This window comes from Adlercreutzia sp. St.1H8, assembly GCF_059728655.1.
On the sequence record NZ_AP039376.1, the window covers coordinates 1,367,773 to 1,379,951 of the forward strand.

Annotated in this window: 16 protein-coding genes; 15 read left to right on the forward strand and 1 reads right to left on the reverse strand. The window is 67.0% G+C overall.

Annotation, left to right across the window (positions count from 1 at the left end; genetic code table 11):
- The first annotated feature begins 47 nt into the window (after window positions 1-47).
- From miaB to hflX, 3 genes are read left to right on the forward strand one after another with little or no spacing between them, the layout of a single operon-like run.
- Complete coding sequence (miaB, locus tag AC6I0Y_RS05170) at window positions 48-1,421, forward strand: tRNA (N6-isopentenyl adenosine(37)-C2)-methylthiotransferase MiaB (protein WP_497733523.1); 1,374 nt, start codon at window positions 48-50, stop codon at window positions 1,419-1,421.
- A complete protein-coding gene (gene miaA / locus AC6I0Y_RS05175) occupies window positions 1,418-2,371 on the forward strand; it encodes a tRNA (adenosine(37)-N6)-dimethylallyltransferase MiaA (RefSeq protein ID WP_497733525.1) in 954 nt (317 codons plus the stop codon). The genes miaB and miaA overlap by 4 nt, the downstream gene beginning before the upstream one ends.
- A gap of 41 nt (window positions 2,372-2,412) precedes the next feature.
- A complete protein-coding gene (gene hflX, locus AC6I0Y_RS05180) occupies window positions 2,413-3,729 on the forward strand; it encodes a GTPase HflX (protein ID WP_497733527.1) in 1,317 nt (438 codons plus the stop codon).
- Window positions 3,730-4,333: 604 nt separating this feature from the next.
- Here the strand turns inward: hflX and lexA are convergent.
- Window positions 4,334-4,972 (reverse strand): transcriptional repressor LexA, encoded by a 639-nt coding sequence (gene lexA, locus AC6I0Y_RS05185; protein ID WP_160708822.1) that lies wholly within the window; start codon window positions 4,970-4,972, stop codon window positions 4,334-4,336.
- A 536-nt stretch (window positions 4,973-5,508) separates the two neighbouring features.
- Here lexA and nrdR point away from each other — a divergent pair.
- From nrdR to AC6I0Y_RS05245, 12 genes are all read left to right on the forward strand, one after another.
- Complete coding sequence (gene nrdR, locus AC6I0Y_RS05190; RefSeq protein ID WP_160708820.1) at window positions 5,509-5,955, forward strand: transcriptional regulator NrdR; 447 nt, start codon at window positions 5,509-5,511, stop codon at window positions 5,953-5,955.
- Window positions 5,956-5,964: 9 nt separating this feature from the next.
- Window positions 5,965-6,408, forward strand: coding sequence for a dUTP diphosphatase (dut, locus tag AC6I0Y_RS05195; RefSeq protein ID WP_497733530.1), 444 nt, complete (start codon window positions 5,965-5,967; stop codon window positions 6,406-6,408).
- Window positions 6,409-6,636: 228 nt separating this feature from the next.
- On the forward strand, window positions 6,637-7,098 hold the full coding sequence (locus AC6I0Y_RS05200; RefSeq protein WP_497733532.1) for a hypothetical protein: 462 nt from the start codon (window positions 6,637-6,639) through the stop codon (window positions 7,096-7,098).
- A gap of 428 nt (window positions 7,099-7,526) precedes the next feature.
- Window positions 7,527-8,279 (forward strand): ParA family protein, encoded by a 753-nt coding sequence (locus AC6I0Y_RS05205; protein ID WP_160708814.1) that lies wholly within the window; start codon window positions 7,527-7,529, stop codon window positions 8,277-8,279.
- Between the two features lie 2 nt (window positions 8,280-8,281).
- On the forward strand, window positions 8,282-8,599 hold the full coding sequence (locus AC6I0Y_RS05210) for a hypothetical protein (RefSeq protein WP_497733534.1): 318 nt from the start codon (window positions 8,282-8,284) through the stop codon (window positions 8,597-8,599).
- Between the two features lie 110 nt (window positions 8,600-8,709).
- Window positions 8,710-8,886: a hypothetical protein gene (locus AC6I0Y_RS05215; RefSeq protein WP_160710669.1), complete on the forward strand. Its 177-nt coding sequence runs from the start codon at window positions 8,710-8,712 to the stop codon at window positions 8,884-8,886.
- Window positions 8,887-9,333: 447 nt separating this feature from the next.
- On the forward strand, window positions 9,334-9,543 hold the full coding sequence (locus tag AC6I0Y_RS05220) for a hypothetical protein (protein WP_497733536.1): 210 nt from the start codon (window positions 9,334-9,336) through the stop codon (window positions 9,541-9,543).
- 14 nt (window positions 9,544-9,557) lie between these two features.
- A complete protein-coding gene (locus tag AC6I0Y_RS05225; protein ID WP_497733541.1) occupies window positions 9,558-9,902 on the forward strand; it encodes a hypothetical protein in 345 nt (114 codons plus the stop codon).
- 12 nt (window positions 9,903-9,914) lie between these two features.
- On the forward strand, window positions 9,915-10,184 hold the full coding sequence (locus AC6I0Y_RS05230; RefSeq protein ID WP_160710629.1) for a hypothetical protein: 270 nt from the start codon (window positions 9,915-9,917) through the stop codon (window positions 10,182-10,184).
- A gap of 69 nt (window positions 10,185-10,253) precedes the next feature.
- The gene (locus AC6I0Y_RS05235; RefSeq protein ID WP_497733544.1) at window positions 10,254-10,814 is read left to right on the forward strand and encodes a hypothetical protein; all 561 of its coding nucleotides are present in this window, start codon (window positions 10,254-10,256) and stop codon (window positions 10,812-10,814) included.
- A gap of 423 nt (window positions 10,815-11,237) precedes the next feature.
- Complete coding sequence (locus tag AC6I0Y_RS05240) at window positions 11,238-11,804, forward strand: hypothetical protein (protein WP_160710594.1); 567 nt, start codon at window positions 11,238-11,240, stop codon at window positions 11,802-11,804.
- A gap of 72 nt (window positions 11,805-11,876) precedes the next feature.
- On the forward strand, window positions 11,877-12,125 hold the full coding sequence (locus AC6I0Y_RS05245; RefSeq protein WP_160710593.1) for a helix-turn-helix domain-containing protein: 249 nt from the start codon (window positions 11,877-11,879) through the stop codon (window positions 12,123-12,125).
- The last annotated feature ends 54 nt before the right edge of the window (window positions 12,126-12,179 follow it).

The window sequence follows — 12,179 nt, forward strand, 5'->3', positions numbered from 1 at the left end:
CCGCTCGCGCGACGCGCCTTCCCATACCTCCGACCCCAAAGGACCTCATGACTCCTACCTTCGACCGGATGACCTTCTGCATCCACACCTTCGGCTGCCAGATGAACAAGCATGACTCCGAGCGCATCGCGGGCATGCTCGAGGGGCTGGGCGCCTCGATGGTCGAGACCATCGAGGAGGCTGACATCGTCGTCTTCATGACCTGCTGCGTGCGCGAGGCTGCCGACGTGCGGCTCTACGGGCAGGTCGCCTCGCTCAAGAACGTGCCGCTGCGCGCGGGCACGCCGCTTTCCAAGCGCATCGTCGCGGTGGGGGGCTGCATCGGCCAGCGCGACGGCGAGAAGCTCACCAAGCAGCTTCCCCATCTTGACGTGGTGTTCGGCACCCACAACCTCGGCTCGCTGCCGGGCCTTCTCTCTGCTGCCGTCGCCGATGGCGCGCACCATGTGGAGGTGCTCGAGTCCTCCGCGGACTTCCCGACGACGCTGCCGACGGCTCGCGAGCACTCCTGGGCCGCCTGGCTGCCCATCACCGTAGGCTGCGACAACTTCTGCTCGTACTGCATCGTGCCCTATGTGCGCGGGCGCGAGAAGTCCCGCACGCTCGAGGACATCGCCGAGGAGGCGCGCGGCTACGTGGAGGCTGGCGTGCGCGAGATCACGCTGCTCGGCCAGAACGTGAACTCCTACGGGCGCGATCTCTATGGCGAGCCGCGCTTCGTGGACGTGCTCGATGCGGTAGATGCCACGGGCATCGAGCGGCTGCGCTTCGCTACGAGCCATCCGAAGGACCTCACCGACGAGGTCATCGCCCGCTTCGGCACGCTGCGCTCGCTCATGCCGGCGCTGCACCTGCCGGCTCAGTCGGGTTCCGACCGTATTCTGGCGGCCATGAACCGCCGCTACACGCGCGAGCATTACCTCGGGCTTATCGCCAAGCTGCGCGAGGCGTGTCCGGGCATTGCGCTTTCCACCGACATCATCGTCGGGTTCCCCGGCGAGACTGAGGAGGACTTCCTCCAGACGCTCTCGCTTGTGGAGGAGGTGGGCTACAGCCAGGTGTTCACCTTCATCTACTCCAAGCGCGAGGGAACGCCGGCGGCGAAGCTGGTCGACGACACGCCGCGCGAGGTGATCCAGGAGCGCTTCGACCGCCTTGTGGAGGCCGTGCAGCGCTGCGCCTACGAGGCGAACCAGGCTGAGCTCGGGAAGGTGGTTGACGTGCTGGTGGAGGGAGTCTCCAAGCGCGATGGGGCCATGCTTGCGGGCAAGAGCCCCAAGAACCAGACCGTCCACGCGCCGCTGCCCGAGGGCCGAAGCGTCGATGAGCTGGTGGGGGCCGTGGTGCCCGTCCGCGTGGACGAAGCACGCACGTGGTATTTGGCCGGCACGGTGGCCGACGGCGGCGTGGCGCGCCCATGAGGCCCGTCGTCTGCGTGGTGGGGCCGACGGCGTCGGGCAAGACCGACGTCGCCCAGGAGCTTGCCCTGGCCCTGCCGGGTGAGGTGGTAAGCGCGGACTCCATGCAGGTCTACCGCGGCATGGACATCGGCACGGGAAAGATCCCCGTGGGCGAGCGCCGCGTGCCGCACCACGGGCTCGACCTGGTGGATCCGGGCGAGCCGTATTCCGCGGCGCTCTTCCAGCCTTACGCCCGCGCGTGCTTCGCGGCCATCGATGGGCGTGGCGCCTATCCGGTGCTGGCCGGCGGGACGGGGCTCTACGTGCGCGCGGCAGTGGATGCCTACGACTTCCCGGCGGGTGAGCAGGTGGAAAACCCCGTGCGCGAGCGGTGCATGGCGCTTGCCGCCGAGCGGGGTGCCCAGGCGCTCTGGGAGCGGCTGCGGGAAGTCGACCCGGCGAGTGCTGCGGTGATTCATCCGAACAACGTGCGGCGCGTGGCGCGGGCCTTCGAGCTTCTGGCCGAGGGTGGGTCGTATGCCGAGCAGAAGCGCAACCTGGCGACGCTGCCCCAGGCGGTTCCCGCCGTGTTCGTGGGCCTGGCCGTGGATCCAGCCCTTCTGCGTGAGCGCATCGACCGCCGGGTTGACGCGATGGTGACCACGGGGCTCGTTGAGGAGGTGCGGGGGCTCCTGGAGGGCGACTTTCGCGCGGGCGTCACTGCGCCGCAGGCCATCGGCTACAAGGAGATCGTAGAGGCCCTGGAGGGACGTTGTGCCCTCTCCGAGGCTGTGGAGGCCATTAAGACGGCCACGCGTCGCTACGCGAAGCGACAGCGCTCGTGGTTTCGGCAGGATGCGCGCGTCCGCTGGGTCGATGCCGACTCTGGGGATGCCCCCGCCATCGCACGCGCGGCGCTGGAGGCCATCGAGGGGGAGCTCGAGCGCTTGGCGGAGCCCTTGCCATCGTAGCGGTCGCACCCCGCCTTCGGGCGGTTTTGAGAGGAACGCCTATGACTGAGTTTGAATCGGTGATCGAGCGGGGGCCGAAGACCCTCGCCGAGGAGCGGCGCGAGCGCGCCGTCCTCGTCGGCGTCGAGCGGCCGGGGCTCAAGTGGCCCCTAGCCTCGTCTCTGGCCGAGCTGGAGCGGCTGGCCGACACCGCCGGCGCCGAGACGGTGGCCGTGACCACCCAGAGGCTCGATGCACCCAACCCGCGCACGTTCGTGGGAAGCGGCAAGGCTGAGGAGATCGCCGATCTGGCGCGCGCCCACGCTGCCGACCTCGTCATATTCGATGACGAGCTGACGCCGTCCCAGCAGTCCAACTTGGAGAAGATCGTGGGACGGGACGTGAAGGTCATCGACCGCACGGCGCTCATCCTCGACATCTTCGCCCTCCATGCCACGAGCAAGGAGGGCCGCCTGCAGGTGCGCTTGGCCCAGAACCAGTACCTGCTGCCGCGTCTGCGCGGCATGTGGGCGCACCTGGCCTCCAACCGCATGGGAGGCGGCGTGGGGTCGCGCTTCGGCGAGGGCGAGAGCCAGCTCGAAGTCGACCGCCGCATGGTGCGCAAGCGCATCACCTCCATCAAGCGCGAGCTGGCTCACCTGGCCGAGGTGCGCGCCGTCCAGCGCGAGAGCCGCTATGCAAGCGGCATGTTCAAGGTGGCGCTGGCCGGCTACACCAACGCAGGGAAGTCGAGCCTCATCAACCGCCTGACCGATGCTGACGTGCTCAGCTACGACAAGCTGTTCGCCACGCTCGACTCCACCACCCGCAAGTTCGAGCTGCCTGAGGGCCGGGAGATCACCATCACCGATACGGTCGGGTTCATCCAGAAGCTGCCGACCACGCTGGTGGAGGCGTTCAAGTCGACGCTTGACGAGATCACGGGGGCTGATCTGATCCTACATGTGGTGGATGCGTCGTCGCCGGAGTATGAGGGTCAGATCGAGGCCGTCCAGGAGGTGCTCGACCAGATAGGCGCCCAGGACATCCCGCGCCTCGAGGTGTTCAACAAGGTGGATCTGCTCGACGGGGAGGCACGCACCGCCCTGGAGGGCCGCTATCCGCTGGCCCTGCGCGTGTCGGCTGAGACGGGGGAGGGGACAGGCGAGCTCGTCGAGCGCATCGCCCAGGCCGCAGCCGCCGCTGACGCGCACCTGGAGGTGCTCATCCCCTATCAGCGCGGGGATCTGGTGTCGGTGGCCCACGAGCGCTGTCATATCGTCTCCGAGACGCATGAGGAGGCCGGCACGCGCCTTGTGCTGCTCGTGGGCCCGGCCTACGCCGGCGTCTTCGAGCCCTTTTGCGTAGAGGGCGCGTAGGGGAGGGCGGCCCGAGGCGGCCTGGGGAGGGGTGCGCATGCTCCCAGGAGGGAGGCGGATGTGCTGAGCCTGCGTCCTTGGGGTGTGTCCCTCTCGTCGGGGCGCTTAGCCCTCACTCTTGAGAGCCTTCCCCCGTCGAGCAGGATGTTCGGCGCGCCGCAGGCTCTTGGGGAGCCTTCCCTCGTCAGGGGGGACGGGCTGTAGGCTCTTGGGGCAGTCTCTCGTCACGGGGGATCGAGGCGCAGGCTCTTGGAGCCTTCCTCCGTCGGGGGGGGGGGTGATAGGCCCGCGTCCACGCTAGGTGCCCCTCTCGTCAGGGAGGGGGAGCTGAGCCGTAGGCCCTTGGGAACCCTCTCGTCGGGGCGCGCTTGGCTCACGTCCTTGGGCGACGCGCACCTCGCAGATAGGGGAGCCGCCGTCGTTGCCTCCCCGCACCTCGTCTGCCAGGCGTGAGCGGCGCGAACGTGAGCAGACGGCAGGCAGCGAGATGAAAGGGGAGGGGAGTGGCGCCGCGGTGGCATCACTCCCCTCTTCCCGTTTTTCTGCTCTGGCTGCGCGTTTTCGCGTCATCCTGGCGCTGCCTATGCTTTGCCAGAGGTTCTCGCTAGAGGCGTCGGAAGACTGCGACGACCTTGCCGGCAATGGAGCAATCAGTTGTGATGATGGGATCCATCGTGGAGTTCTCCGGCTGGAGCCTGATGTGGTCGGCTTCCTTGAAGAAGCGCTTGACTGTGGCGCCATCATCGATGATGGCCACCACGATGTCGCCGTTGTTGGCGACAGGCTGCTCCTTGACCACCACGTAGTCGCCGTCGTTGATGCCGGCTTCGATCATGGACTCCCCGCGAACGGAGAGCAGGAAGGACGGCGAGTCTCCGACGATGTCGGTAGGCAGGGTGATGGTGTCGGTGATGTTCTCCTCGGCTAAGATGGGAGAGCCGGCAGCCACGTTGCCGACGAGGGGCACGTTCACCAGCTTGCTGAAGGCGGGAGACGCCACGTTGGCCACGTCGTCATCGCGATCAAGGTGATAGGTGAGGGCGATGGAGCGGGACTTGAGCGGGTCGCGCTTGATGTAGCCCTTGTCCTCGAGGGCCTTGAGGTGAACGTGCACGGTTGAGGGGGACGACAGCCCCAGCGCCTCGCAGACCTCGCGCACGGTGGGGCCGTACCCCTTCTCGCGGATACAGTCCTCGATGCAATCCAAAACCGCCTGCTGGCGCTTGGTGACCTTCTGGGCCATGATCCCTTCCTTTCACTCTATAGGAACAAATGTTTGAAGTAGTTGTTGACATGAACTTTTGTTCGGCCTATTATATCAACGAACAAAGGTTCTAAGCAAGAGCTGGGAGGAAGAAAAATGAGGAATTGCGAAAGAAGTTGTCCTGTCGCGGGTACCTCCGCGCTCAAGCCCCGGCCTTATACTGCGGCCGCGCGGGCCCGCATCATAGCGTTTCCGGCCCTGTCAGAGCCCCCGGCGCGCAAGCCTGAGGCGAAGAACCCGACGAGCCTCACGAGCCGCCAGTCGGCCATTCTGCTCGGCATCGGATGCGCGTTGTCGTTTGGCGCGCTCCTCATGCCGTTCTAGGCCTTTTCGAGACCGCCCCGTTGCTGCGTTCGCGGGCGGCATAGCCAATCGCGCGGTAGCTCTCGCAAGCTCGCGCGATTGGCGCTGTGGACAGAATACGGTGAATCAGCATCAGCTCGTCGATGAGGCTGCTTCCCGAGGGCGCTCTTAGGTTATATTATTACCCTGCTTATCCAAGTTGAAGGAGTGCCATGCTCTGTCCCGTATGCAGTCACCCCGAATCGAAGGTGGTCGACTCCCGTCCTGCTGATGACGGTGCCGCCATTCGCCGCCGGCGCGAGTGCCTTTCCTGCGGACATCGCTTCACCACGTATGAGCGTCGGGGTGAGAATCCCGTCATCGTCATCAAGTCCGACGGATCCTCTGAGGCCTTCGATCGCCAGAAGCTCATGCGCGGCCTCCTGAGTGCCTGCGCGAAGCGGCCGATCACGCCCCAGCAGATCGAGTCCCTCATTAATGGCATAGAGAACGATCTGAGCGCTTCGCCGAGGGGGGAGATTCGCTCCAAGGATCTGGGCGATCTGGTCATGGCGCGTCTCGCCCCGCTTGACGACGTGGCGTACATTCGCTTCATGAGCGTCTACAAGGACTTCCAGAGCGTCGAGGAGTTTGCCAGCGCGCTCAACGATCTTTCTTAGGAAACCAGCATGCCTCTCCCCTTGCCTATACAAATGTTCGATTTTTCAAACAAGCTTCCCAGCTATGCCCACGAAGGAGATGCGGGGCTTGATCTGCGCGCAGCCGAGGCGCTTACGCTTGGGCCGCTCGAACGGGCGGTTGTTTCCTGCGGCTTTGCGATGGCTATCCCGCAAGGCTACGCGGGCCTTGTCATCCCGCGTAGCGGTCTGGCGGCTCAACGGGGTATTACCGTCGTCAACGCGCCGGGCCTCATCGACAGCGGCTATCGCGGCGAGGTCAAGGTCGTCCTCATGAACCTTGACCTGAAGGAGCCCTTCGAGATTCACGTCGGTGACCGTATCGCGCAGCTCATGATCGTCGCGGCGCCCGCGGTCATGCCTGTGACCGTAGAGTCGCTTGACGATACGCAGCGCGGCAGCGGTGGGTTCGGAAGCAGCGGCGTCTCTTCGTAGGAGTTCCTACGGAATGGCTCCAATCCGGTGATCCATCCGTGTAATTCGAAGCGAGGCAATCGTCATTTCGATGCCGGATGGTATATTAAGCTGCCAGGGCTCAGGAAAAACCTTCATTTCCATGAGTATTTACCCATGGAAGGACAACATAGGGCCTTAGAACGGCTCTCAGAGCCTCGTTTATAAAACCGCAGGTTAGAAGGCCTGTTTTTCAACGGAAGGCAGGAAATGATGACCGAGGCCCAAAATCAGCCTCCCCAGACCCCCTTTGACCAGCCTTCGGCTGATGGCGGACTGCGTCAGTTGAAGTCAGCTCAGACACTTGTGACCGTGGCGACGATAGCGGGGCCGCTCTCGCTTCTGATCGGCGGCGTCGTGCTGAGCGGCGTCGGAGTGATATGTGCGCTTATGGCTCTCGTCAAGACGCGCCGCGTCATCGCTGAGGGCGTTGCGCCAGGCCTGGCCATCTACGCATCGCGCATACGGCGTTCGGCAGTGCTGGGCGCCATCGTCTGCGCTCTGGCGCTCACGCTGAACGCCATCGCCTTGGCGTCAGTGTTGCCGGCTATGATCCAGGCTATTCAGACCGGCGACTTGTCGTCGCTCTACGAGGCGTATGACCTGCCTCAGGGCGGCGGAGTCGGTTCTGGTGAAGCGGCCAAGGATCCCGGCACCTCAATCTGGGGCTAGCGGTAAACGCCCAGGCCTCTCAAAGGCAGTAATTGACGTTCATGTGCTGGCGTTCCTCTGTGAGATAAATCGATTATCGATAATATATGTTATGTAAAGTAATGAAAGTTTTTCCCTGACCTGGGGTTTTACCTATTCCTCCCTTTTGCCCGCGTGTCCTGATCGATGAAAAATATTTCCTGCCATCCATGAAAAGCACACACTTCGCAGGTCTTCTTCAGCGACGTTTTCCCAACATGAGGCTTAAAAGCCGCCCGTAGGTACGGCGGTACGTGTATACTGCCGTACCGTCACATGGTCGTACCGCCATACCGAGGTATCGGCGTACGGCGGTACAAGGATACGAATGTACGTTCGTATCGCCCTGTGACCCGGGGATTCCGCGGCTTGTCACCCGTGTCGGAATCAACGGAAAGGCAGGTGCCATCATGGCAGATCCCTGCGTGGTTGCCATCGTCAACCCCAAGGGCGGAGTGGCCAAGTCCACCACCGCCCGCGAGCTCGCCGGGCAGCTCTCGAAGGCCGGAAAGTCAGTCGTCATCGTCGACCTGGACCACTCCCCGGGATGCCTCTCCTCCACCATGGGGGCGGACATGTCCACCGTGGAGGGGATCGCCCACGCGCTCGTGGCCGAGCGCTACGACTTCTGCGACTGCGTCCAGGACATAGAGGTGCGCGGCGCCCCGGTGGGCCTCGCCGCCGGAGGAGCCGCCGTCGGCGCGGCCGAGCAGACGCTCTCGGACGTCGCCAACGTCGGGGCGCAGTATCGCCTCCGCGAGCTGCTCGAGGGCGCTCCCTACGACTACGTCATCGTCGACACCCCCGGCAACCTGTCGGTCATGACCATCATGGCCCTCAACGCGGCCACGCGCGTCATCATCCCCGTGTTCGCCGAGGAGGAGTCCGTGCGCGGGCTCCAGGGCGTCATCGACACGGTCGACGCCATCCGCCGCTACAGCAACCCGGCCGTGTCCGTCGACGGGGTGCTGGTGTGCCGCTACTCGACCCAGGCCGAGTCTCCCGCCCTCCTGGCCGAGGAGATCGCCGAGCTGGCGCGTGAGGCAGGAGTCGGGGTCTACTCCACTCGCATCAGGCAGTCTCACGCCAAGGACGGCCGGCGCAACCTCAAGTTCCGGGACTACGAGGCCTTCGCCGCGGAGTTCGTCGGGGAGGTGGGGTAGGGATGGCGCGCTCGCTCTCGGGGGGACAGTCCCCCATCGGCACGGCCGACCTCGTCGCGGGCCTCATCCGCGCTGACGCCGCCGAGCCCGCCCCGGCCGCGCCCAAGGGAGCGCGCGGCGGCAAGGGGGCGCCCGGCGCCGCCGCGCCGGGGCGGCGCCAGACCACCGTCACGATGCCCGAGGAGTACCACCGCGCGCTCGACCTGCGCCTGTGGTCTAGCCGCGGCGAGGGGCTCACCAAGTCCCAGATTTTCATGGAGGCGCTCGACGCCTACCTGGCCGACGAGCTGGAGACGGCGCGCAGGCTCGGCGAGTCGTAGCCGCCGCGCAGGCGACTCCGTACCGCGGTATACCCGTACTCCGTATCGCGGTACGGGCATACCCGAGTACCGTCGCGTTAGAGCGCGAGTCCCCGAGAAAGGAGGATGCGATGGCTCTCTCCGTCATCGGAGCGCTGGCTGCCGCCGCGGGAGCAGCTGCCATTTTCGACGGGGGCCTGGAGCGAAGGCTCGGCCGCCGCGCCTTCGTCCTGGAGGCCCTGGCCGTGGTCGCGGGCGTGGAGGCGTGCGCGGCGGGCGTCGTCCTCGCCCTCGCGGGGGTGCTGTAGCGCCCGCGAGCGGCCTCCGCCCTCGTCTCCCGACCTAGCGCCCCGGGCGGCCGCTTCCCGTACCCCGGTACTCCAGTACCAGGGTACGCCAGTACCGCAGTACGGCCGTACCCGTGGGTCGCGGCACGGCGATCCTGGCCTCCGGGGCTGCTCGCCCCGGATCCCCCGGCAGGGGAGCCGCGGGGCTCCCCTGCACCCCTCCCCTCCTCCCCTCACGCGCCGGGGAGGCTGTTCCCCTCCGGCCCCGCGCGCGTCAAGGGCGCCCCGCGAAACCTCGCACAATCCCGCCCCCTCAGGGGCGCGTTGGTGGAGGTTGCGGGCCCCTGCGGGGCCCTTCGCGCAGCGTCCCCTGACCCCCGCGGGCCCTGCGGGGCCCTCGGCAGGCAGGCCGAGGCAAGCGGCGCTTGCATCCGGCGGGCGCGGATCAGACGAGAGAGGATCAAGGACATGAGCGACGAGAAGGCTGCCTACAGGGACGAGAGCAAGCAGGGCTACGTGGTCATCTGGCGCGGCCTCCAGGCGGCGATCCTGCTGCGCCAGGCGAATCCGCACCACCCCTATGTCGTGGCCTGGGGCTACGACGAGGCGGCGGGAGACTGGTCGCATGGGAGCTACCACGCAGACCTGGTCGAGGCCCTGCGCGAGGCGACGGAGTAAGAAGGGAGACGAAAATGGGTGACTTCAGGATTTGGCAGCGCCGCGTCGATTCGACCGAGGCCGTGCTCAAGGCCGGCTATGTGGCGGCGCGATCCGGGCATATGCCCGATGGAGACGGATGGGTGGAGGTGGACGTCTCCCTCGAGGGCTACGAGATCGACTGCTGCGAGGGCGACTGCGAGTCGTCTACCGTCCTGGACGCGAAGGGGCGGACGTGCCAGCTCCTCGCCAACGGCGAGGACGGCTTCTGGGTCGTCCCCATGACGGGCGAGTCTGGGCGGGGGATCTACGTCCACGTGGGCGAGGCCGACGGCAACTGGCGGGATGGCTGGGTCGCCGAGGGCACAATCGGGCGCTAGGGAGGAGCGAGCATGGTTGAGAGCAAAGTGCTCCTCACTCCAGAGGAGCTGGAGCGGTTCGAGCGCCTGAGCGCCGAGGCGGACGCCATCGCAAGCGAGCGCGCCACGCTGCGCCTCATGATCGGGATGCACCTGAGCTGGGAAATCCCGGACTGCCGGTGGCTCGACGAGGCGCGCAGACGCCTGCGGCGCCTCTGCCGGAGGCAGCAGACGCTCGACGGGCAGATGGCCGGCCTCGTCGCCCGGGCCTGCATCCGCACGCCGGCCGGGCGGGCCGCGTGATGGCGGCGCCAGGGGAGGAGCCCAGGCTCAGCCTGAGGCTCGCCGCGTTCGAGAGGGCCTGAGCGAGGAGTGGGTCTGCGCGGCGGACGGCTCGGCCGCCCGGTGATAACCGTCTCCCCCACCCCCTCCGCCTACGGGCACTTCACGCCGTGGAGATCCTGGGCCAGCGGCGAGGACGCCTTCCACGAGATCAACCTCGGAGCCGAGACCATAGGCCGGCCCGTGGCGGAGGTCATGGCCACCCTCCTCCACGAGATGGTCCACCTGCACTGCCACGAGCAGGGCATCAAGGACACGTCACGGGGCGGAACCTACCACAACGGGAGGTTCCGCATCGAGGCGGAGAAGAGGGGGCTCGTGATCGCCTACGACAAGAGGATCGGGTGGTCGCTGACCTCGCCGGGGGACAGCCTCCTCCTGATGGCACGGCAGGGCGCCTTCAAGAAGGTGGAGGGTGAGCTCAGGGAGCTCCACAGGCTCGGCAGGCCCGCGGCCGCCTCCGCCGCCAAGAGGCCGTCAAGCACGAGGAAGTACACCTGCCCCCGATGCGGCATGAGCGTCAGGGCGACGAGGGCCGTGCGCGTGAAGTGCGTGGAGTGCGACGAGGAACTCACCTGCGATCTGCCGTGAGAGCCGTATGTCCGTATCCCGGTACGAGGCCTGCACCGTACCGGGATACGGACATACCACGGTACGGCGCAGGCCTCGTACGTCCTCGCGTTTGGGCGCATCAGGCGATCCTGGCCTCCGGGGCTGCTCGCCCCGGATCCCCCGGCAGGGGAGCCGCGGGGCTCCCCTGCACCCCTCCCCTCCTCCCCTCACGCGCCGGGGAGGCTGTTCCCCTCCGGCCCCGCGCGCGTCAAGGGCGCCCCGCGAAACCTCGCACAATCCCGCCCCCTCAGGGGCGCGTTGGTGGAGGTTGCGGGCCCCTGCGGGGCCCTTCGCGCAGCGTCCCCTGACCCCCGCGGGCCCTGCGGGGCCCTCGGCAGGCAGGCCGAGGCAAGCGGCGCTTGCATCCGGCGGGCGCGGATCAGACGAGAGAGGATCAAGGACATGAGCGACTTCCACTGCCCCCTTTGCCATGCGGAGATCGACCACCTCGACTACACCGAAGAGGGCACCTACGCCCTGAACCCCGACGGCAGCTTCGACGATCGCGGCGGTTGCGTCAACGTCGGCCGCGTGTCGTGCCCTGCGTGCCACGGGAAGCTCGATTGGAGCCTCGAGGACGACGTGCCCACCGTCTGCGGCGCGTGGCGCATCGACGCGGGCGCGCTGCGCGAGGAGGTCGAGGGGGAGGTGCTCGGCGCGGGGTCGGCGCCTGGGCCCGACGCCCCCGCGGACGCCTACGCCTTCGACCGCATGTTGAAGGGTGGGGCGGAGTATTACGCGTGGTGCTACGGCGAGCAGATGGCGACCTTCGTCGAGGCATGGGACGGCGTCGCGCAGCGGGCGGGCGCCAAGGCGTGGCGCGACCTGCGCGCCGACGAACGTCACAAGCTCCTCGCCCGCGTCGCCCTCTCGCATTTCAGCGCCGACGTCGACCTCACGGCCGAGGGGTGGTGCGAGCGCATGGAGGCTTGCATGCAGGACGTCTGCGACAAGTCGCTCGGACGGTAAGCCCGAGCGCGAAGTCCCCGGGCCGCTGCCTTGCGCGACGAGGGGCGGCGGCCCAGTCCCCGAGGAGGTATCATGAGACAACCATTCAGCGCGGAGGAGGCCCCCTACGACGTGGTGCGCCTTCGCGGCAACTTTCTCACGGCGCTGGGCGCGAGCGGCATCACGCAGCGCGAGCTGGCGATAGCGAGCGACGTCTCGGTTGACGCCATAAGGCGCTCGCTGGTCTCCAACATGGCCGACCCTCAGCTCTCGACCATCGTCAAGGTGGCGGCCGCCCTCGGCATGAGCGCCGCGCAGCTCGTCGAGGGCATCGACGCCTAGCAGTCGATGGAAGGAGGGGCGCGGCGGCGCGTGCTCGCCTATAATTACCACTGG

Excerpts from the sequence above, each read along its gene's own strand:
- AC6I0Y_RS05230 (WP_160710629.1), top strand. The coding sequence starts at position 9,915 with ATGGTTGAGAGCAAAGTGCTCCTCACTCCAGAGGAGCTGGAGCGGTTC.
- hflX (WP_497733527.1), top strand. The coding sequence starts at position 2,413 with ATGACTGAGTTTGAATCGGTGATCGAGCGGGGGCCGAAGACCCTCGCC.
- lexA (WP_160708822.1), bottom strand. The coding sequence starts at position 4,972 with ATGGCCCAGAAGGTCACCAAGCGCCAGCAGGCGGTTTTGGATTGCATC.
- dut (WP_497733530.1), top strand. The coding sequence starts at position 5,965 with ATGCCTCTCCCCTTGCCTATACAAATGTTCGATTTTTCAAACAAGCTT.
- miaA (WP_497733525.1), top strand. The coding sequence starts at position 1,418 with ATGAGGCCCGTCGTCTGCGTGGTGGGGCCGACGGCGTCGGGCAAGACC.
- AC6I0Y_RS05210 (WP_497733534.1), top strand. The coding sequence starts at position 8,282 with ATGGCGCGCTCGCTCTCGGGGGGACAGTCCCCCATCGGCACGGCCGAC.
- AC6I0Y_RS05225 (WP_497733541.1), top strand. The coding sequence starts at position 9,558 with ATGGGTGACTTCAGGATTTGGCAGCGCCGCGTCGATTCGACCGAGGCC.
- AC6I0Y_RS05200 (WP_497733532.1), top strand. The coding sequence starts at position 6,637 with ATGATGACCGAGGCCCAAAATCAGCCTCCCCAGACCCCCTTTGACCAG.
- miaB (WP_497733523.1), top strand. The coding sequence starts at position 48 with ATGACTCCTACCTTCGACCGGATGACCTTCTGCATCCACACCTTCGGC.
- AC6I0Y_RS05240 (WP_160710594.1), top strand. The coding sequence starts at position 11,238 with ATGAGCGACTTCCACTGCCCCCTTTGCCATGCGGAGATCGACCACCTC.
- AC6I0Y_RS05205 (WP_160708814.1), top strand. The coding sequence starts at position 7,527 with ATGGCAGATCCCTGCGTGGTTGCCATCGTCAACCCCAAGGGCGGAGTG.
- AC6I0Y_RS05220 (WP_497733536.1), top strand. The coding sequence starts at position 9,334 with ATGAGCGACGAGAAGGCTGCCTACAGGGACGAGAGCAAGCAGGGCTAC.
- AC6I0Y_RS05245 (WP_160710593.1), top strand. The coding sequence starts at position 11,877 with ATGAGACAACCATTCAGCGCGGAGGAGGCCCCCTACGACGTGGTGCGC.
- AC6I0Y_RS05215 (WP_160710669.1), top strand. The coding sequence starts at position 8,710 with ATGGCTCTCTCCGTCATCGGAGCGCTGGCTGCCGCCGCGGGAGCAGCT.
- nrdR (WP_160708820.1), top strand. The coding sequence starts at position 5,509 with ATGCTCTGTCCCGTATGCAGTCACCCCGAATCGAAGGTGGTCGACTCC.